The organism is Mycolicibacterium arabiense, assembly GCF_010731815.2.
Lineage (GTDB): Bacteria > Actinomycetota > Actinomycetes > Mycobacteriales > Mycobacteriaceae > Mycobacterium > Mycobacterium arabiense.
On sequence record NZ_AP022593.1, the window covers coordinates 2,347,319 to 2,367,434 of the forward strand.

Below are 20,116 nucleotides of genomic sequence, written 5' to 3' on the forward strand. Positions count from 1 at the left end.
CGGGTTGATCCCCGGGTCTAGCCGGGAGCCGGTCCACGACGTGTGCGCTGAAATGCCTTGGCGACCGACGGAGACCCAAGGTTCCGGCAAGCCTGCACACGCCAACGAGGCAGCTTACCCGGGCCCATCAGCGCAGGTCAAAACGCGCTCCCCCGCCCGCGAGCAGACACCAACTCGCACGCTCGGGCGTCCCAAGGTGCGAGTTGGCGTCTGCTCGGCGGCTAAACCGGGCCTAGAAGAAGCCCTGCGCCTTGTTGCTGTAGCTGACCAGCAGGTTCTTGGTCTGCTGGTAGTGGTCGAGCATCATCTTGTGGTTCTCGCGGCCGATGCCGGACTGCTTGTAGCCACCGAACGCAGCGTGTGCCGGGTACTGGTGGTAGCAGTTGGTCCACACGCGGCCGGCTTGGATGTCGCGGCCCGCGCGGTAGGCGGTGTTGCCGTCGCGGCTCCACACCCCGGCGCCGAGGCCGTAGAGGGTGTCGTTGGCGATGGACATCGCGTCGGCGTAGTCGGTGAACGAGGTGACCGCGACGACGGGGCCGAAGATCTCCTCCTGGAAGACCCTCATCTTGTTGTTGCCGGTGAAGATCGTCGGCGCGACGTAGTAGCCGCCGTTGAGGTCTCCGCCGAGTTCGGCGCGCTCGCCGCCGGTCAGGATCTGCGCGCCCTCGGACTTGCCGATCTCGATGTAGGACAGGATCTTCTCGAGCTGATCGTTGGACGCCTGAGCGCCGATCATCGTCTCGGTGTTGAGCGGGTCGCCCTGGCGCACGGCCTTGGTGCGGATCGCGGCCAAGGCGAGGAACTCGTCGTAGATGTCGGCCTGGATGAGGCTGCGCGACGGGCAGGTGCAGACCTCGCCCTGGTTGAGCGCGAACATCGTGAAGCCCTCGAGCGCCTTGTCCTGGTAGTCGTCGGCCTCGGCCATGACGTCGGAGAAGAAGATGTTCGGGCTCTTGCCGCCGAGTTCCAGCGTCACGGGGATCAAGTTCTGCGAGGCGTACTGCATGATCAGGCGGCCCGTGGTGGTCTCGCCGGTGAACGCGATCTTGGCGATCCGGTTGCTCGAGGCGAGCGGCTTGCCGGTCTCGACGCCGAAGCCGTTGACCACGTTCAGCACGCCGGGGGGCAGCAGGTCGCCGATCAGCGACACCAGGTAGAGGATCGACGCCGGGGTCTGCTCGGCGGGCTTGAGCACGACCGCGTTGCCGGCGGCCAGTGCCGGGGCGAGCTTCCAGACGGCCATGAGGATCGGGAAGTTCCACGGGATGATCTGGCCGACGACGCCCAGTGGCTCGTGGAAGTGGTAGGCGACGGTGTCCTCGTCGACTTGCGACAGCGAACCCTCCTGCGCGCGAATGCAACCCGCGAAGTAGCGGAAGTGGTCGATGGCCAGCGGGATGTCGGCGTTGAGCGTCTCACGGATCGGCTTGCCGTTGTCCCACGACTCGGCGAGCGCGATCGACTCGAGGTTCTCTTCGATGCGATCGGCGATCTTGTTCAGGATCACCGCGCGTTCGGCGGGCGAGGTCTTGCCCCACGCGGGTGCGGCGGCGTGCGCGGCGTCGAGCGCCTTGTCGACGTCGGACGCGTCGGAGCGGGCGACCTCGCAGAACGTCTGGCCGGTCACCGGCGTCGGGTTCTCGAAGTACTGGCCCTTGGTGGGTGCGACCCACTCGCCGCCAATGTAGTTCTCGTAGCGGCTCTGGAACGACATCAGGGCGCCCTCGGCGCCGGGGCGCGCGTACTCGGTCATGTCTTCTCCTGCGTTGATGAAAGTGGCTCTCGTCGTCGCGCGGGCGACGTGTCGCCCACGGCGAGGCGGAGTGTGTCCTCCGTCACTCACGGTACGGAGTCGACCGTTGCAGCACGGTTGCATCGAACGAATCGTGCGGTCGTCACCCGATGTCGAGGTCGAGGCCTGCCAGGTGGCCGCGGGCCGTCGCCCGCTCCGAGTATCCGGGGGCGCTGTCGTGCAGGATGCGCCAGCCCTCGCGGTCGTCGCGTCCCTCGGGCAGGTCCAGCCAGCGGCGCAGGAGCGCGAGGCTGCCCGTCGCGAGCACGGACGCGCGCAGGCTCGTCGACAGTTCGGTGCGCAGCCGGGCGATGGCAGGCGCGACGGACTGCGGGAGCAGTTCGCCGGGGTAGGCATTCATCGCGGCGGCCACGTCCCCGCGGCGCAACGCGTCGAGCACGTCGGCGGCGTCGGAGTCGATCGGGGCGAGCAGGCGGTAGGGCCGCGACGCCACGCGGTCGGCACCGATGACGCGGCGCAGTCGCGAGACCTCGGCGCGGATGGTCACGGCGTCGAGGTCGTTGTCGTTCAACATCATTGCGAGCCGGTCGGCGCTGACGCCCTCGGGATGGCGGCTCAGCAGCACCAGGATGTCGGCGTGCCTGCCCGTCAGGGTCGACGGGTGCGAGCGGCCGTCGGCGCCGGTGACGGTCCACCGCGGGCGGTCCGCGCCCAGCACGGTGAGCCGCGGCCGGGTCGTGAGCGGCGCAACCTGACGGGTCAGCGCGAGCAGGGCGAGGTGGTTCTCGACGGCGACGGCGGTCGCGCGCACCAGTGCCAGTGTCTGCGCCGTGGCGACCTCCGCGCCGCCGGTGAGGTCGATGGCGCCGAGCAGGACGCCGGTGACCGGGTCGTGCACGGGCACCGCGGTACAGCTCCACGGTTGCACGATGCGCGAGAAGTGTTCGGAGCCATGGATTTGCAACTCGCGATCGAGGGCCAGCGCGGTACCCGGCGCGTTGGTGCCCGCCCGCCGCTCGCTCCAGTCGGCGCCTGCGGCGAAGTTCATCGCCTCGGCCCGTCGCAACGCGTGCGGATCGCCCTCGACCCACAGCAGCGTTCCGTCGGCGGCGGTCACGGCGACGACCACGCCCGCCTCGGATGCGTCGCGGACGAGCAGCCTGCGGATCACCGGCAGGGCCGGTGCCAGCGGGTGGCTGGCACGCAGCTCGTCGAGTGTGCGCGTGGCCGGCTGCTCGGCGCCGCCACGATCGGGGTCGACGCCGGTGGCCAGGCTGCGCTGCCAACTCTCCGCGACGACCCTGCGCACGGGCACGGTGTCGAGGTGGCTGGCGTCGATCTGCCCGGCGACGAAGAGGTCGTGTACTGCGCGCACGGCCGAACGCGGGTCGTCTCCCCGGCGGGCTGCCTGGTCGGCCACGGCCATCACGCTCCTGGCGCGTGCCTGTTTTCCCTGGTGACACGCGTGCTGCCAGCGTAACGCAGCCGCAGCCCGCACTGGGCGGCTCCGAAGGTCCTCTCCACCTCCGAAGCCGCCCAGGGGTTCGTGGGCCGGGGCTAGGCGCCCCAGGCCGTGGCGGCGCGGCGGTCGGTGGCCGCGACGTCGTCGGCGCCGTCGCGAACGGCGTTGCCGAGGCGGAACAGGATGTCGTTGAGCGCTGCCGCCGACTGGTCCCACCTCGCCTGTTCGATGCGGTAGGCCTCGGCCGCCTCGCGGGTCCACACGGCGGTCAGTGGGGCGATCTGGGCGCGCAGGTCGTCCAGCGCAGCGTTGAACCGGGCCGACGTGGCGTGGATCTGCTGTCGGACGGTGTGCTCGATCTGGCTGAAGTCGTATGACAGAACCGGGTCCACGGGTGCTCCATTCTCGTCGGGTTGGGTGTCACAGGGCCGCGGTCGCGGCCGCTATGCCGTCGGCGTGGGTGTCGGCGGCTTCCCGCAGGGTGCGCTCGTTGAGCCGCATGGTCTCCGCGATGCGGGCGAGCGCGGTCTGCAGAGTCGCGGACTCGGCGTGCCAGCGCTCGACGACGCCGGCGAACCGGGTGGCCGCCGCCCCACCCCACACCGACGCTGGAACGCTCGTCATCTGGCCGATGAACGACCCGAGCATGGCCCGCACCTCGTCGTTGCGTGCGTCGATGCGGCTGGCGACGGTGACCATCAAGTCGAGGTCGGTGGCCAGCGCGCCGCCGGTGGGGTTGGTCATGATGTTCCCTTCGTTCGGTCTTGGAAGTTGGGACCTCGAGAGTTAAGACGCGGTGGGCAAGCGTTCGGTTCCATTGCCTGCGTGCCTATTTCATGCCCACTCGCGTGCCGTGCGGATCGCGTGCAGGCAGTGCTCGTCCGGCGCGGGCACGTCGGTCGCCGCCTCGCAGCCGATGGCGATGCGCACGTGGCCGTCGAGTCGCAGCGTCCACCGCACCCGGGCACCCGGTCGGTTCTCGCGGTAGGTGATGGCAGGCAGGCCCGCGACGGTCGCCGACGGCTCGAACTCGGTGAAGACCCCGTCGGGCTGCTCAGCCAGCGCGGTGCGGACCACCTCGGCCGCCGCGCCCAAGGACTGTCCGATGGGCACCGGGGACTGGGTGACGTGCATGGCGTGGCGCCGGTCGTCTGGAGCCGAGACCCTCACGCGCGCCGATCCCGGTCCGTCCACGATTCGCTCGGTCACCCAGTCGGCGGGAACCTCCAGGGTTACGCGCCCCTCCGCGAGCCATGTCCGCGGAGGTGACCGCTCGACATCGGACGGCCAGAGGCTCGCGGTCGCGAGCGCGGCGACCGTGGCGGCCGCACCGAGCGCTGCCACTGCCCGACACCGCGTGCGGTTCGATGGACGGTCCTCGGCCGGGCGTTCGGGCGCGGCCGCGTCCACGAGGCTCGCGTCGTCGAACTCGACGACCTCGACGTGTTGCGCCCGTAGCCGCTCGGCGATCTCCGTGCCCAAGTCCCTCACCGGATCATCGACGGTGACGAGGTCACCGTGGCGCAGCAGGTCGACGACGGCATCGACGACCAGGGCGGGCTCTGCCACTCTCGCGACGACGTCGGGGCTGCCGTGCGGTGGGTGCACCACGACCAGTTCGGGCGCCACCTCGACGACATGGGACACGTTGTCCCGCATCAGTTCTGACCGGCGCAGTACGCGTGCCTCGAGACCGGCGCGTGCCGCAGCGGCCGCGACCCGGTCGGTCCGTGGGGACGGCCACCAAGACGGCACGACCAGCTCCACCTCATTGGGCGACGGTCCCGCTGCGCGGCGCAGCAGATCGGTCCACAGGTCGTCGACGGACACCACGGCGTCGTCGACCAACGCGTATCGGTCGTCGATGCACGCCACCGCCTCCTCGGCAGCCTCGGGAGGCAAGGGGTGCGCACTGCGGACGTCGGTCGGGCCCACGAGGACGACGCACGCGGCCGTCACGGCGGATCCGTCCACGCGACTTGCACCAGTCGGTCGGGACTGCCCGGTCGGATCAGGACGCCGCGACCCGGCGGTTGCGGCGAGGGCCGCAGTGAGCCGAACAGTGGACCATCGTCGGGTCGTGCGCTCATCATCAGGCCCATCGCGCCGAGGTCTCGCAGCCGTGCCAACACTGGGTCGAACATCGCGCGGGCCGCGCCGCCCGACCGACGAGCGATGACGACGTGCAATCCGAGATCGGTTGCGTGTGGGATCAACTCGAGCAGAGCCGCCAATGGATTGCCCGACGCGACGTCGGCCACCAGGTCGTAGTCGTCGACGACCACCCAGGCGTCCGGTCCCGACCACCAGGACCGGTCGCGCAACTGCCGCTGCGTGACTCTCGGTCCCGGCAGCCTCGAACGGAGCATGGCGACGAGGTCCGCGACGTGCGCCCGCGCGGCATCCCCCGACGCTGCGTAGCGGGTGGTCGAGCCGTCGTCGTCCAGGACGCCGAGCAGAGCGCGCCGGGGATCGACGACCACGATCTCGGCGTCTCGCGCGACCGCCAGACAGAGCGTTCGCAGCACGGAGGTTTTCCCGCAACCTGGTTCACCGATCACGACCAGATGCGGCCGGTCGCCGAAGTCGACCGCGACCGGCTGCAGATCGCCGTCACCGACGCCGAGGGGTAGAACCGCCGCAGATGCGCCGCCGCAGGCGATCTCGGCCGCATCGACTCGCGCGGGGAGCAGGCGCACCGGAGCCGCATGCACCGCGCCGTACCGCTCGGCCAGGCGGGCACCCGCCGTGGCGAGCGGCGCGTCGCCGTCACCGACGTCCAGCCGCGGTCGAGCGATCGCCAGCTCGAGCCCGTCCTGGGTGATGCCGCGACCTGCCGGCCGACCGACCAGCGTCTTGGCCTTCGCGCGGTGCATCTCCGACTCGGCGGGGTCCCCAAGGCGTAGCTCGATGCGCGTTCCGAGCTGGTCCTTGAGCGCTGGTCGCAGGTCGGCCCACCGCGACGCCGCGATCACGACGTGGACGCCGACGGAGAGTCCCTGCCCGGCGAGTTCGGAGACCGATGCCTCAAGGGCCTCGAATTCGCGGCGCGCGGTCGCCCAGCCGTCGATCAGTAAGAACACGTGTCCGTGGTCGTCATCGGCCTCGAAGTGTTTGGCGCCGTTGCGCAGTCGGGCCTGCCGACGCCGGACCACGTCGTGGACCCGGGACACGATGCGTTGCGCGAGGTCGGCTTCGAACCGATCGGCCACCGATCCGACGTGTGGCAGCGCGCGGATCCCGGTGAGGCCGCCACCACCGAAGTCCAGCCCGTAGACCTGCACCCGGGCTGGTGACCGGGTGGCGGCCAGTGCGAGTGCCAGCGTGCACAGTGCCGTCGACTTGCCCGACCGCGGCCCGCCGACCACCGCGACGTTGCCGCCCGCCCCGTCGAGGTCCACGACCAAGGTGTCGCGGCGCTGCTTGAACGGCCGATCCACCACGCCGATGGGCACGGTGAGGGTGTCCGCCGAGGGCACGACGGGTAGCAGTTCGCCGAGATCGGGCGAGGTCGTCAGCGGTGGCGACCAGATGGCGTGCGCGCGCCGCCCGTGTGCGGACAGGCGGTCGACGACGACGTCGAGCAGGGAGCGGCTCGTCGCGGGAGCAGGCGTCGTCTCGACGGGACCGAACGCCGCGGTGAACAGCGCTGGGGCTCCGTCGCATTCGCCTCCGCGTGCGGTCGATGGCGTGGCCGGCGCCGCGACGTGGGCGGCCCGGAACCCGACGAGGTTGCCGTCTGCGGTCTTGAGGTACGCCATGCCCGGCCGGTTCGGCAGTTCGTACGCATCGGGCGTGCCCAGGACTGCTCGCGACTCGGCCGCCGAGAACGTCTTGAGCGCGATGCGGTAGGACAGGTGCGACTCGAGCCCGCGCAACCGTCCCTCGTCGAGGCGCTGGCTGGCCAGCAGCAGATGCATGCCGAGGGAACGCCCCACCCGCCCGATCGCGACGAACAGTTCGGCCAGGTCCGGCTGTTGAGTGAGCAGTTCGGAGAATTCGTCGACGATGATCAGCAGCGTCGGCAGCGGCGCCAGCGCCACCCCCGTGGTGCGGGCGTGTTCGTAGTCGGTGATGCTCGCGAAGTTCCCTGCGGCGCGCAGCAGTTCCTGTCGCCGGTTCATCTCGCCGGCCAGTGCGTCGCGCATCCGGGCCACCAGGTGCGCCTCGTCGGCGAGATTGGTGATGACCGCCGCGACGTGACGCATCTGCTCGAAGCCGCGGAACGTCGCGCCGCCCTTGAAGTCGACGAGCGCGAGGTTGAGCGCATCGGGTGAATGCGTGGCGACCAGACCGAGGGCGAGCGTCCTGAGCAGTTCGGACTTCCCAGAACCCGTTGCGCCGACGCACAATCCGTGCGGGCCCATGCCCCCGTGTGCGGCCTCCTTCAGATCCAGCTCGACCGTCGTGCCATCGGCGGCGACGCCGACCGGCACCCGCAGCCGCCGTGCGCCGAGGCGGGGCTGCCAGGTACGAACCGGGTCCAACTCGGCTGGGTCGCCGATGCCCAGCAGGTCGGCCCAAACCAGCCGGCGACTGTCCACGGCGTGGACGCCGAGCGAGGCAATTCGGCGGGCACACACGATCGCCTCGTCCAGGGCGAGACCATCGGGCGTGCACTCGAGGGCCCGGTCCCCGGCCAGGATCTCTACTGCCGCCGCTCCGGCAACGAGTTCCACCACGGTGACGCCGTCACCGGCCACGGCGGCGCCGACCGCGCCACCGTCGGACACGACGACTAAGTGTCGCGCGCCGCGCCGAGTGGCAGCGTCGAGCCGCCGGTACCAACCACCGTTGTGCGGCAACCACTTCAGCCACTCCCACGCCGTTGCGTCGCTGGTGACGGTGACTATTCGCAGGTCCCCTGGACGGTGGAACGTCGCGAGCTGACACAGCACCGCGCGGACCGTGGCGCGGGCCGAGTCGACGTCACCGCGCAGCGAGACGTGGCGGTGCTCGGTCAGATCGAGTGCGATGGGCAGACCCTCGACCGTCGACCTGTGGGCCAGCAGGCGCGCCACGGCATTGGCGGTGACCGGGTCGGCGTCGTCGGCCGGTCCCCCGCGCGGTGCGACGAGCGTGGTGGACAGACCCAGTGTGCCCACGCCGACGCGGGCGTGGCCGAAGTCGTCGTCACCGGGTCCGCGCTCCCAGGTCCGTGGACCGCCGACCAGGCTCCACAGCGCCGACGGGTCGGGGTGGCGCCAGTGCAGACAGTGCTGCTGCGCCCGCGCCGTCCGCACCACCGCGTCGTCCAACGCATCGAGGTAGCGCAGGTAGCGCCGCCGGTCCTCGTTCAACTCGGCCGACCGCCGGGTCCCGCGCATGCCGTAGGCCACCGACCCCAGGGCCGAGATGGCCATCATCGCCGGGAACAACAGCATCGTCGGGCCGCGTGACGTCGCCCCCGACGTGAAGTACAGCGCGGCCATCCCGCCAACGGCGACCAGCATGACCAACGGCAGCAGCCGCGCCAGCGGATTGGCAGGCGCGGCGCGCGGAACGTCGGGCGGCGCATCCACCGCGACGTCGCCGACGTCCATCGGGGGCGCAGTCATGCGCCCGGCCTTCATCGTCTCCATCGCATCGTAAGACGCGCTCGCAGTGCGTTCGGTTCCATCGATTTCTCGTCGAATTTCAGTGCACGGCGGCGGTTCCCGGGTCCGCTAGCGTCGTGGTAAGGGTTCCACGGACCGAGGGGGTGAGTCGATGCCGATGTGCCGGTTGTCCATCCACGCGGACGACGGCGACACCACCAGTGAGGCCGACCTGGTGCTGCCGACGTCGTCGCCCGTGGTCGCGTTCCTGCCCGACATCGTCGAGCTGGCCGGCCGGTCGGCAACGGTCGACGGGAGGCGGTGGCGGCTGCTGCGGCCGTCGGGTACGCCGGTCGACGAAGGATTGACCTTTGGTGACAACGGCATCCGCGACGGCGACGTCCTGCTGCTGGTGTCCGAGTCGCCCCGGTTGCCCGAGGACAGCCCGTGGGATCCGGCGCACGCGGCCGTCACGGCGAACGATCGCCCCTCGGCTGCTCCGGTGGACGTCACCGCGTTCGGCGCCGCCGCGATCGTCATCGCCGTTGCTGCGTCGGGCTGGCTCGGCGTGGTCGGCTCGGACCGGTGGTTTCCGGTGGTCGTGGCCGCAGCCGCGGCGGTCGTCGCGACGGCGCGGGCGGTGACGCTCCGGCGGGACGTCATGGCCGCAGCCGCCGTCGCCGCGTGGGCGGGGACCGGCTTCCTCGCCGTTCCCGCTGGCCCCGCAGCGGCCAACGTAGTGCTGGCGACGGTGGCGGCGGGCACTGCGGCCGTGGTGCTGTCGCGGTGGACCGAACGGCTCAGTCCGATTCTCGTTGCCTGCGGAGTGTTCTCGGCCATCCTCGCCGTGGCCGCCGGAGCCGGCACCGCCTGGTCGATGCACGCGTCCACGGTGGGTGCCGTCACGGGGGTCGTTGCGCTCGCGCTGCTGGGTGCGTCGGCGCGGATCGCCGCGGCGACGTCGGGCTTGAGTGCCGACGTCGCCGAGGACGGGGCAGCCTGCCGCGCGCACGCCATCCTCGACGGCCTGACCGCGGGATGCGCCTCTGCGGTGGCAGTGGGTGCGGTCGTGGTCGCCGTTGCGTCGCACGACGGTGCGGCCGCGGCGTTCACCGGGGCGGTGACGGTCGCCATGTGGCTGCGCTCCAGAGCGCATGCCGACTGGCCGCGACGGGTGGCACTGATTGTCTCCGGAACCTGCTGCGCCATAGCGTCTTTGGCAGCATCCGTCGCTGCCGCGCCGGCGGTGGCGCCCGGCTACGCGCTGGTGTTCGTCGGTCTGGGATTCCTCGCCAACGCGGTGCACGCGCCGGGACCTGCCGTGCGGCGTGTCGCCGCCGCGGCCGAGTACGCCTCCCTCGCAGCCGTGATCCCCTTGGCGTGCTGGGTGGGCGGCCTCTATGCGGCGGCGCGCGGCTGGTACGCGCCGTGACGCGATCCGCACCAGCAGTGGCACTGACGACACTGCTGCTGACGATAGGACCCGCGAGCGCGGCTGCGGTGGTGCCGCCACCGGTCGACCCGACCGCCCTGCCCGTGGCTGCCGCGCCGGCCCCGCCCGCACCCACCGAACGAAGCGCACCCTGCCGATCGGTGGATCCCGGGGCAGGCGGGGCGGGTCGCCCGCAGTTTCCGCTGGCCTCACTGCGGACGCTGTGGCGCCTCGCCGACGGTGCCGGTCAGACGGTCGCCGTGATCGACACCGGCGTCGCCCGGCATCGCCTGCTGCCGAGACTGCTGGCGGGCGGTGACTACGTCTCGAACGGTGACGGCACCGAGGACTGCGACGCGCACGGCACCTTCGTCGCGGGCATCATCGGCGCCGCACCGGCCGACGACTTCGCCGGAATCACTCCCGCCGCAGCCATTCTCACCATCCGACAGTCCAGCGCGGTATTCCGACGCACCGGCGAGGCCACCGGCGGCGTCGGCGACGTGCGGACACTGGCCGCCGCCGTGCGCACGGCCGCGGACGCCGGCGCCACGGTCATCAACGTGTCGACCGTCGCGTGCGCGTCGGCGGACCTGTCCATCGCCGACGAGGCACTCGGCGCAGCGCTGGCCTACGCCGTCGACGTCAAGAACGTCGTGGTCGTCGCCGCTGCCGGGAACACCGGCGGGGACGGCGGGTGCGACGGGCAGAACCCGACGAACGGCGGGACGCCGGACTGGGACGGCGTCGGCGTCGCGGCCAGCCCGTCGTGGTACGACGACTACGTCCTCACCGTCGGGTCCGTCGACCGCGACGGGCGCCCGTCGGCGTTCACCCTCGCCGGGCCCTGGGTGGACGTCGCCGCACCCGGCGAAGACGTCGTGTCACTGGCCCCGGACGGGGACGGGCTGACCGACGTCGTGCCCGGCGCGTCCGGTGAGGCACCCTTGTCCGGAACGAGTTACGCCGCGCCCGTCGTAGCGGGCGTCGCCGCACTCGTACGGTCCCGCTCACCGGAACTCACGGCCCGGCAGGTGATGCAACGCATCGAGGACACCGCACTGCGGCCGTCGTCCGGGTGGAACCCGCTGGTGGGCCACGGCGTCGTCGACGCCCTCGCCGCGGTGAGCGCGGGGTCCGCGCCACCCGTGCCCGCACAGCCCGTCGCGGTGGCAGGCCCGGCGGCCCTGCCGGCCCCGGCCACGGGCACCCGCGGCGTGGCACTCGCGGGCGCCGCCGTGTGCATCGCGGTCGCGGCCGCGGCGATCCTGTTGCCGCGCAACCGGTCAGCGCGGGGTAGCGATCGGGGCGTCACGCGCGACTGACGCGTCCTCGATGGCGAGTTCCGGTCCACGGGGCAACCACGCCAACACCGGCCACGGCGCACCCACCGGCGCGCTGGGCAACCCGAGCGCTGTCGCTGCGGCGTCATCGCGCACGCCGAACACCACGCCGGCGTCGGTGACGAGGTGCCGTGGTCCGGTGTTGCCACCCGGCCCGAGAATCGGCGACGATGCCACGTATGAGCTGCGGCCGCGCGGCAGCCGAACCCGGTCGACCCGCGGCTCTGCGCCGTCGGCCTGCGCGAGCGCGACGGTGTCGGCGTCTGCGGGCAGTGCCGCGCCGACGAGGACGGTCGTCGTCGAGGGTGCGTCCGCGGTGCCGGCGCGCCACCGGGCACAGACGAGTTCACTCGATGCACCGACCACCGGACGGGCACGAGCGGGGAAGTCCGCCACGGGCAGCCGGTCGACCAGCGCGGTGGCGGCGACGGCGGCCGGCGCCACCGTGATTGCCACGGCGGTGGACTCGGCACGGGCGAAGCGGATGACGTCGGCTGCGACCTCGCCGACGCGTTGCATGCCGTCGGCCAGTACCACGTAGTGTTCGGCCCCTGCTGCTCCCAGCACCCGCACGACCGAGCCGACCGGCTCGCCGACGGCGCCCGGTCCCGCCTGCCCCGCCCCATCGATCCGGGGCACGGTGATTGGCGCCACCTCCGGGACGGTGTCGAGCAGGGCTCGCGATACTGGCTGCGGCACAACGTGATCGAGCCGCAGCGCGCGCACGACGGCGGTCTCCCGCAGGTCGACCCTCGCGCGGCGCCCCTCGTAGAGCAGGTACGTCAGCGCCGGCCCTTCGCCACGGGGCGTGACGAGTACGGTGCGATCCGGGTCGAAGTGGTCGGCTGGCGACGAACCCGAACCCGCGGCGACGACGGTGTCGACGCCATCGCACACAGTCCAGACGTCCCAGGCCTGCGGCACACCGAGCGGATCGGGCGCACCGGGGATTCCGACCACCGGGCCCCGCCGGACGCCGTCGAGCGCACGCTCCCCCACCACCCTGGGTTCGTCGGCGCTGCGCGTGATGAGCCGCGCCGACGCGAGATTCACAGCGGGATGCCACGTCTCGCCGATGAGCACGTAGAGCGCGCCGGATTCGCGCACCAGCACGATCCGAGCCGACCCCACCGTGCCGTGCGGTCGGACGACGGCCACGACGACGCACGCCGCGACGACGATCACCGCCAGCACCGCTCCCGCGACGAAGGCCAGGGATTGCGACCGCAGTGGATCGTCGTGCATCGCAACGTCTCTGCACACCAGTGCGTGTTCCAGGCGGCGCACGCGGAATCGTTGTGCGCTCAACTGCATCCACGACGACGTGTGACCGGCCATTGAATCCCCCGCCACCGACCCTAACCGGCAGCGGTGATCCCTCGAGTCACCTAATTCTTGCTCCGCCGCTCCCGATAGGCGGCCACGTGCTGCCGGTTACCGCAGTTGCCGGTGTCGCAGAACATGCGGGAGCGGTTGCGGGACAGATCGACCAGTACCGCCTCGCAGTCGGACGCCGCGCAGATCTTGAGCCGGCGCAACTCCCCGACTCGGATCAGGTCGGCCAGGGCCATCGCCATCTCGGCGCCCATGCGCTGCCACAACGGGTCCTGGACGGACGCGAGGTGCAGGTGCCACTCGGGCATCTCGGGATGGCGGGTGAGCCACGGTGCGGCGCGGGTGTCCGACAGCAGCGCGTTCACCTGCTCCACGGTGCGCTCTTCGTCCTCGGCAACGGCCCAGATCTCGCCGAGCCGCTCACGCAGTCCGCGCACGGACGCGAGTTCTGCGTCGTCGCGGTCCCGGCGGCCCGTCCAGCCGAAGCCGTCGAGGTACTCGTCGAGGGCGGCCATTTCGGCCAGCCGTTCCCCGTCCACGCGGTCGGTGTTGATCAGGACGCACGCAGCGCGCAGGGTCAGTTCGGTGTCATGACTGAAAATCATTTGACTCCTGACTCCCTTCCCGGCTAGCGTCATGAGCAACACGGATTTTACTCATGACAATCCCGTTCGTGAGATCCGTCGCCGAGATGATGGAGGTGGCTCGTGACCGCGACCCGATCGGACCGCACGCAGACTGCCGGCCATTTTCGAGTCGGCCTCCTGTTCGCGGTTGGTTCCGCGCTCGCCTTCGGCATGTCGGGCCCCCTGGCCAAGTCGCTGATGGAGGCAGGCTGGACGCCGACCGCCGCGGTGACCGCCCGGCTGGCCGGTGGCGCCGTGGCGATGGCCGTGTTCGCCTCCATCATGCGGCCGAACTGGGTCCGCGAGGCACTCCGGCACGCCAAGACCGTCATCGCGTACGGCCTAGTACCGATCGCCGGAGCCCAGCTCTTCTACTACAACGCGGTCTCACACCTCTCGGTCGGCGTCGCGCTCCTGCTCGAATACACCGCACCGCTGCTGGTCGTCGGCTGGCTGTGGGCGACCACCCGGCGCAGGCCCAGCAACCTCGTCCTGGCCGGAGTCGCACTCGCCATCGTCGGCATCATGGGCGTCCTCGACGTGTTCGCCGGCGCGCACATCAACCTCGTCGGCGTCGGCTTCGGCCTTGCCGCGGCCGTCTGCGCCGCCTGCTACTTCCTGCTATCCGACAAGGTGGGCGGCGGCGACGACGACGGCACCGGCCTGGAACCCATCACGCTGGCCGCGGGCGGTCTCGTCGTCGGCGCCGCCGCGGTCGCCCTGCTCGGCGCGTCCGGTGTGATGCCGATGACGTTCACCGCCAATCAGACCGTCATTGCCGGTTGGACCACGTCATGGCTGGTGCCGGTGATCCTCCTGGCACTCATACCCACCGCCATCGCCTACACCCTCGGCATCATCGGCATCGCTCGGTTACGCCCACGCTTCGCCTCGCTGGTCGGGCTGTCCGAGGTGCTGTTCGCCGTGCTCGCCGCGTGGGCGCTGCTTGGTGAGGCCATCTCGGTAACGCAAGCCATCGGCGGCGCCGTCGTGCTGCTGGGTCTCACGCTCGCACGCCAGGGCGACCGCACCGAGAAGGTCGACGCGGCAACCTGGCCGGAGACACCCACCGGGTCATCTGACATAGAGCAAACCGTTCGGCGTAGCTGACATCCATATGTGAAGATGACGGCGTGATCTCGATCAAAACGGCTGTCCGACTGGCGGCCCTCGTGTCATCCGTCGCGTCAGTGGCAGCCGTCGTGACCGCCGCACCCGCGGTCGCAGAGCCCGCCTGCTCGGACGTCGAGGTCATCTTCGGCCGCGGCACCAGCGAACCCGCAGGCATCGGGCGGGTGGGCCAGGCCTTCGTGAACGCGCTGACACCCCAACTCGGTGGCCGCACGGTGTCCGCGTACGGCGTGAACTACCCGGCGACCTACGACTTCCTCACCGCGGCCGAGGGCGCCGACGACGCCACGGCACGCATCACGGCCCTGGCCGCAGGCTGCCCCAACACCCGCGTCGTGCTCGGCGGCTACTCGCAGGGCGCGGCAGTGGTCGACATGCTCGCGGGCGTTCCGCCCCTGGGCAACAAGATCGGCGACGTGGGCTCGGCCGCCCCCCTGCCTGCCAGCCTCGACGACATGGTCGCCGCGGTTGCCGTGTTCGGCAACCCGTCGGCGAAGTTCAGCCTCCCGCTCAACGGCAGCGGCGCATTCGCGGGACGGGCGATCGACCTCTGCAATGACGGCGACCCGATCTGCTCCCGCGGTCGCAACCCCTTCGCGCACTCGGACTACGAGACGTCGCCCTTCATCCCGCAGGCCGCCGCCTTCGTCGCGGGACTTGTTTAGCCTGTTTAGGCGTTACCATTCAGCGTGCCCCTTGATCTTGTCCGGCGCGCTCTCGTCGCCGTTGCTGCCGCCACCCTGACCGCGGGCGCACTGCTCGTCGCGCCGGTCGCCGCCACGTCGCCCGTCGGCGGACTCGGCACCGCCTCGGCCGCCGACTGCCCGGACATCGAGGTGGTGTTCGCACGCGGCACCGACGAAGCACCCGGCCTCGGCCGCATCGGTGGTGCGTTCGTCGACTCGCTGCGCGGCAAGGTCGGCGGGCGGTCGGTCGGCGCGTACGCGGTGAACTACCCGGCAAGCTACGACTTCCTGGCGGCTGCGGCCGGCGCCAACGACGCCAGTGCCCACATCCAGTACATGATCGGCGCGTGCCCGACCACCCGACTCGTCCTCGGTGGCTACTCCCAGGGCGCTGCCGTGGTCGACGTGATCGCCGCGGTGCCGATCCCGGCGATCGGCTTCACCAACCCGCTGCCGCCCAACACCCCGGACTTCGTCGCGGGTATCGCAGTGTTCGGCAATCCCTCGGCAAAGCTCGGGCTCCCGCTGACCACCAGCCCGGTGTGGGCCGGCCGCTCGATCGACCTGTGCAACTTCGACGACCCGGTCTGCCAACTCAACGGCGAGAGCGTCCCGGCACACCGCGCCTACGCTCCGGGGCCGACCGATCAGGCTGCCGGCTTCATCGCCGGTTTGCTGTAGCCCGAAGCGCGCCAATGCCCACGTCGATGCCTACGAACTCGTCAAAACACTCCGCTAGCATCGGTGCGGTGATCCGTCGCCACGTCATCGCACCCGTCGTCATCGCACTCGTCGCAGGCGCACTACTGGTCGCGCCTGGCATCGTAAGCAGCCGTTCGATCCCGACGGCATCGGCAGCCTGTCCCGCCGTGGAGGTGATCTTCGCCCGCGGTCGCGTGGAGCCGGCAGGCGCCGGGCAGATCGGCAACGCCTTCACCAACGGCCTGCGCAAGAAGACGGGCAAGAACGTCAACCTGTACGCGGTGCAGTACCCCGCCGACAACGAGATCGACGTGGGCGCCAACGACATGAGCCGCCGGATCAAGAGCACCATGGCGGCCTGCCCCGACACCCGCATCGTGCTCGGCGGCTACTCGCTGGGCGCCGCCGTCACCGACGTCGCGCTGGCGCTGCCGTTCGCGTTCTTCGGCTTCGACCAACCCCTGCCGCCCGGCGCCGACCAGCACATCGCGGCCGTCGCCCTGTTCGGCAACGGGTCCGCCTGGATCGGCCCCATCACCAACTTCAACCCGCTCTACCGCGAGCGGACCATCGAGCTGTGCCACGGGGCGGATCCGGTCTGCAACCCGGCCGACCCGAACACGTGGGAGAACAACTGGCCCGACCACCTGGCCCCCGCGTACATCGAGGCGGGCATGGTCAACCAGGCAGTGGACTTCGCCGCCGGTCGGGTCTGAGGCCGCCGCTCGTTGTAACGAGCAACGCTCTCCGACGGATACCATCGGTGTGGTGACATCGAACTTCGGACAAACGCGCCGCCGCTTGGCGATCATCTCGGGAGCCGCGGTGATCGCGGCAGGAGCATTGGGCGGAACAATCGCCCTGGGTTCGCCCGACGGGTCGCTGCCGACCGCGACTGCATCGCCGTGCGCCGACGTGAACGTCGTATTCGCCCGCGGCACAGACGAAGCGCCCGGACTCGGTGACGTCGGCCAGGCGTTCGTTGGGCAGCTGCGGGACAAGACCGGGCGCGACATCGCGGCCTCACCGGTGAACTACCCCGCCCACCAGGACGTCGGTCCCGGCGTCTCGGACATGACGTCGCAGATCAGGTCAATCGTCGACAACTGCCCCAACACGAAGATCGTCGTCGGCGGCTACTCGCTGGGCGCCGCAGTCACCAACGACGTACTGAACAACACGCTCCCGCCTGGCGCCGATCAGCACATCGCGGCAGTCGTACTGATCGGCAACGCCAGTCGGCTGCTGAACATCCCGGTGACCCCCGGCCCGGCCTTCAACGGCAAGTCGATCGACGTATGCAACCCCGGCGATCCGATCTGCTCGGGCGGCCCGGCGGCATTGAGCCACCTCCAGCTGGCCTACCTGCTGACCGGCGGCATCGGCAACGCGGTGGACTTCACCGCGAGCAAGATCTAACCGCGGCGGACGTCGCGCGTCACCGAGGTGCGTGCTGCCAGCAGGTCGTCGGACGGGTAGTCGACGGCAACCAGGGTCAGTCCACGCGCTGGGGCGACGGCGAACTCACTCGACCGACCCGTCGAGCTGAGTAGCCCTGCGCACCAGGCAGGTTCGCGTCTGCCCTCGCCGACCGCCAGCAGCGCACCGATCACCGAACGGACCATCGACCAGCAGAATGCGTCGGCGGTGACGTGGGCGGTGAGCTGGTCGCCGTCGCGCGTCCAGTCCAGCCGCTGCAGATCGCGGATGGTCGTCGCACCCTCGCGGGGTCGACAGAATGCCGCGAAGTCGTTCAGGCCCAACAGCTCTCGCGATGCCTCGCGTATCGCGTCGAGGTCCAGCGGTCGATTCCACGGCGTGACGAACCGGGCGGCGCGGGGCTCCACCCCGAACGGTGCCGTCGATAGTTGGTACTCGTAGTGCCTGCGCAGCGCCGAGAACCGCGCGTCGAACCCGTCCGGAGCCCGCACCACGTCGCGCACCCGGACGTCGTCGGTCAGCAGCTTCGCCAAACGCCGCACAAGCGGCAGGAACTCGGCATCCCCGGCGCGCGGGGTGCGCGGGTGGGCGAGATGGATCGCGTCGGCCGGGATGTCGACGTGGGCCACCTGCCCGGTGGCGTGCACGCCTGCGTCGGTACGGCCCGCCGCCCGCGTCACGATGGGGCTGCGAAAGATCGTGGACAGCGCCTCGTCGATCAGCCCGGCGACCGTGCGCTGCCCGGCCTGTGTCGCCCAGCCGGCGAAATCGGTGCCGTCGTAGGAGATGTCGAGGCGAAGCCGGGTGAACGCAACATGCCCGCCATCGGAATCGATGACGGGCATGGTGCGTGCTTCGTTACTTGGCGTCGTCGGCCTTGGCCTCGTCGGCATCGGCGTCGGCGTCAGCGGCCGGGGCGTCGTCGACTGCGGCATCCTCGGCCTCGGTCACTGCGACGCTGGCGTCGGCTTCGGTGCCCTCGTCGACCACGGGGCCGTCGGTGGCCTCGGGCTCGACGGCTGCCTGCGGCGCTGCCGCGGCGGCAACCGGCTGCTTGGACGACGACACGCGGCGTGCCCGGTCGGCCTCGTTGGTCACGGTCTTCTCCCGCACCAGCTCGATGACGGCCATGGGGGCGTTGTCGCCCTTGCGTGGCTCCACCTTGATGATGCGGGTGTAGCCGCCCTCGCGGTCGGCGAAGAAGGGTCCGATCTCGGCGAACAGGACGTGCACGACGTCCTTGTCGCGGATCTTCTTCATCACCTCACGCCGGTTGTGCAGCGTGCCCTTCTTGGCGTGGGTGATGAGCTTCTCGGCGTACGGCCGCAACGCCCGCGCCTTGGGCTCGGTCGTCTTGATGCGGCCGTGCTCGAAGAGCGACGTGGCCAGGTTGGCCAGGAGCGCCTTCTGGTGCGAGGACGACCCGCCGAGACGGGCACCCTTTGTGGGCTTGGGCATTGCGACTATCTCCTAAATGGGGCCGGTTCCCGTGTCAGGTAGAACCGGGACGGTTGTGTTCGGGCGGGCGAAGCTGGGTGGGAATATCCCGGGCGGTTAGAGCTGCTCGGTCTCGGCGAAGTCCTGGTTGTCGTCCAGGTCGTAACCTGCATCGCTGTTCCAGGTGCCGGTGGCGACGTCGTAGCCGGCGACCTCCGACGGATCGAACGTGGCCGGGCTGTCCTTCAGCGAGAGACCGAGCTGATGCAGCTTGATCTTCACCTCGTCGATGGACTTCTGGCCGAAGTTGCGGATGTCCAGCAGATCGGACTCCGTGCGCGACACCAGCTCGCCGACGGTGTGCACGCCCTCGCGCTTGAGGCAGTTGTACGACCGGACGGTCAGCTCGAGGTCGTCGATCGGCAGCGCAAAGCTGGCGATGTGGTCGGCCTCGGCCGGCGACGGCCCGATCTCGATGCCCTCGGCCTCGACGTTGAGTTCCCGTGCCAGACCGAACAACTCGACCAGCGTCTTGCCGGCCGAAGCCAGCGCGTCACGCGGGGTGATCGAGTTCTTGCTCTCGACGTCCAGGATCAGCTTGTCGAAGTCGGTGCGCTGCTCGACGCGGGTGGCCTCGACCTTGTAGGTCACCTTGAGCACCGGCGAGTAGATCGAGTCGACCGGGATGCGGCCGATCTCGGCGCCGGACGCCTTGTTCTGCACGGCGGGCACGTAACCGCGGCCGCGCTCGACGACGAGCTCGACCTCGAGCTTGCCCTTGTCGTTCAGCGTCGCGATGTGCATGTCGGGGTTGTGCACCGTGACGCCGGCCGGCGGCACGATGTCACCGGCGGTGACCGCACCCGGGCCCTGCTTGCGCAGGTACATGGTGACGGGCTCGTCCTCCTCCGAGGACACGACCAGGCCCTTGAGGTTCAGGATGATGTCGGTGACGTCTTCCTTGACCCCGGGAACGGTGGTGAACTCGTGCAGCACGCCGTCGATGCGGATGCTGGTGACCGCTGCGCCCGGGATGGACGACAGCAGCGTGCGCCGAAGCGAGTTGCCCAGGGTGTACCCGAAGCCGGGCTCCAGGGGCTCGATGACGAACTTGGACCGGTTGTCGGCCAAGGTCTCTTCGGACAGTGTGGGGCGCTGTGAAATCAGCATGGTGTTTCTCTATCTCCTTCTCGACATCCGCTATTTGATGCCGACTGGGTGTTGGCCGG

18 protein-coding genes are annotated in these 20,116 nt (G+C 70.5%); 7 read left to right on the forward strand and 11 right to left on the reverse strand.

Going from position 1 to position 20,116, the window contains the following annotated elements; translation table 11 throughout:
• Positions 1-232: 232 nt before the first annotated feature.
• From adh to eccCa, 6 genes are all read right to left on the reverse strand, one after another.
• Positions 233-1,756, reverse strand: a complete 1,524-nt coding sequence (adh, locus tag G6N61_RS12980) for an aldehyde dehydrogenase (protein WP_163918897.1) — start codon at positions 1,754-1,756, stop codon at positions 233-235.
• Positions 1,757-1,898: 142 nt separating this feature from the next.
• The gene (locus G6N61_RS12985; RefSeq protein WP_163918898.1) at positions 1,899-3,182 is read right to left on the reverse strand and encodes a helix-turn-helix domain-containing protein; all 1,284 of its coding nucleotides are present in this window, start codon (positions 3,180-3,182) and stop codon (positions 1,899-1,901) included.
• 131 nt (positions 3,183-3,313) lie between these two features.
• The gene (locus tag G6N61_RS12990; RefSeq protein WP_163918899.1) at positions 3,314-3,610 is read right to left on the reverse strand and encodes a WXG100 family type VII secretion target; all 297 of its coding nucleotides are present in this window, start codon (positions 3,608-3,610) and stop codon (positions 3,314-3,316) included.
• Between the two features lie 28 nt (positions 3,611-3,638).
• A complete protein-coding gene (locus G6N61_RS12995; RefSeq protein WP_163918900.1) occupies positions 3,639-3,962 on the reverse strand; it encodes a WXG100 family type VII secretion target in 324 nt (107 codons plus the stop codon).
• A gap of 90 nt (positions 3,963-4,052) precedes the next feature.
• Positions 4,053-5,177 (reverse strand): type VII secretion-associated protein, encoded by a 1,125-nt coding sequence (locus G6N61_RS13000; RefSeq protein WP_163918901.1) that lies wholly within the window; start codon positions 5,175-5,177, stop codon positions 4,053-4,055.
• On the reverse strand, positions 5,174-8,776 hold the full coding sequence (gene eccCa / locus G6N61_RS13005; protein ID WP_235887518.1) for a type VII secretion protein EccCa: 3,603 nt from the start codon (positions 8,774-8,776) through the stop codon (positions 5,174-5,176). Before eccCa ends, G6N61_RS13000 begins: the two co-directional genes overlap by 4 nt.
• Positions 8,777-8,942: 166 nt before the next feature.
• On the opposite strand from eccCa, the gene eccD reads away from it, so the two are divergent.
• Both eccD and mycP read left to right on the forward strand, forming a co-directional pair.
• Complete coding sequence (gene eccD, locus G6N61_RS13010; protein WP_163918902.1) at positions 8,943-10,187, forward strand: type VII secretion integral membrane protein EccD; 1,245 nt, start codon at positions 8,943-8,945, stop codon at positions 10,185-10,187.
• Positions 10,172-11,512 (forward strand): type VII secretion-associated serine protease mycosin, encoded by a 1,341-nt coding sequence (mycP, locus tag G6N61_RS13015; protein WP_407666486.1) that lies wholly within the window; start codon positions 10,172-10,174, stop codon positions 11,510-11,512. The genes eccD and mycP overlap by 16 nt, the downstream gene beginning before the upstream one ends.
• Here the strand turns inward: mycP and eccB are convergent.
• Complete coding sequence (gene eccB, locus G6N61_RS13020) at positions 11,474-12,868, reverse strand: type VII secretion protein EccB (protein WP_163918904.1); 1,395 nt, start codon at positions 12,866-12,868, stop codon at positions 11,474-11,476. The two genes, mycP and eccB, sit on opposite strands and share 39 nt — an antisense overlap.
• A 50-nt stretch (positions 12,869-12,918) precedes the next feature.
• Positions 12,919-13,470 (reverse strand): CGNR zinc finger domain-containing protein, encoded by a 552-nt coding sequence (locus tag G6N61_RS13025; protein WP_163918905.1) that lies wholly within the window; start codon positions 13,468-13,470, stop codon positions 12,919-12,921.
• 102 nt (positions 13,471-13,572) lie between these two features.
• Between G6N61_RS13025 and G6N61_RS13030 the strand changes: the two genes are divergently transcribed.
• Genes G6N61_RS13030 through G6N61_RS13050 form a run of 5 tightly spaced genes read left to right on the forward strand, consistent with a single transcriptional unit; the run spans position 13,573 to position 17,429 of the window.
• The gene (locus tag G6N61_RS13030; protein ID WP_235887520.1) at positions 13,573-14,601 is read left to right on the forward strand and encodes an EamA family transporter; all 1,029 of its coding nucleotides are present in this window, start codon (positions 13,573-13,575) and stop codon (positions 14,599-14,601) included.
• Between the two features lie 50 nt (positions 14,602-14,651).
• Complete coding sequence (locus tag G6N61_RS13035) at positions 14,652-15,287, forward strand: cutinase family protein (protein ID WP_276078465.1); 636 nt, start codon at positions 14,652-14,654, stop codon at positions 15,285-15,287.
• Between the two features lie 24 nt (positions 15,288-15,311).
• Positions 15,312-15,989 (forward strand): cutinase family protein, encoded by a 678-nt coding sequence (locus tag G6N61_RS13040; RefSeq protein WP_163918907.1) that lies wholly within the window; start codon positions 15,312-15,314, stop codon positions 15,987-15,989.
• Between the two features lie 26 nt (positions 15,990-16,015).
• Positions 16,016-16,726 (forward strand): cutinase family protein, encoded by a 711-nt coding sequence (locus G6N61_RS13045; RefSeq protein WP_163924799.1) that lies wholly within the window; start codon positions 16,016-16,018, stop codon positions 16,724-16,726.
• Positions 16,727-16,778: 52 nt separating this feature from the next.
• The gene (locus G6N61_RS13050) at positions 16,779-17,429 is read left to right on the forward strand and encodes a cutinase family protein (RefSeq protein WP_163918908.1); all 651 of its coding nucleotides are present in this window, start codon (positions 16,779-16,781) and stop codon (positions 17,427-17,429) included.
• Here G6N61_RS13050 and truA read toward each other — a convergent pair.
• The 3 genes from truA to G6N61_RS13065 all read right to left on the reverse strand — a co-directional run bounded on the left by truA (position 17,426) and on the right by G6N61_RS13065 (position 20,057).
• Positions 17,426-18,295, reverse strand: coding sequence for a tRNA pseudouridine(38-40) synthase TruA (gene truA / locus G6N61_RS13055; RefSeq protein WP_163918909.1), 870 nt, complete (start codon positions 18,293-18,295; stop codon positions 17,426-17,428). The genes G6N61_RS13050 and truA overlap by 4 nt on opposite strands.
• A gap of 13 nt (positions 18,296-18,308) precedes the next feature.
• Positions 18,309-18,908: a 50S ribosomal protein L17 gene (gene rplQ, locus G6N61_RS13060; protein WP_163918910.1), complete on the reverse strand. Its 600-nt coding sequence runs from the start codon at positions 18,906-18,908 to the stop codon at positions 18,309-18,311.
• A 96-nt stretch (positions 18,909-19,004) separates the two neighbouring features.
• Positions 19,005-20,057 carry a DNA-directed RNA polymerase subunit alpha gene (locus G6N61_RS13065; RefSeq protein ID WP_163918911.1) on the reverse strand — a complete coding sequence of 351 codons (1,053 nt, stop codon included), beginning with the start codon at positions 20,055-20,057 and terminating at the stop codon, positions 19,005-19,007.
• Positions 20,058-20,116 lie beyond the last annotated feature (59 nt).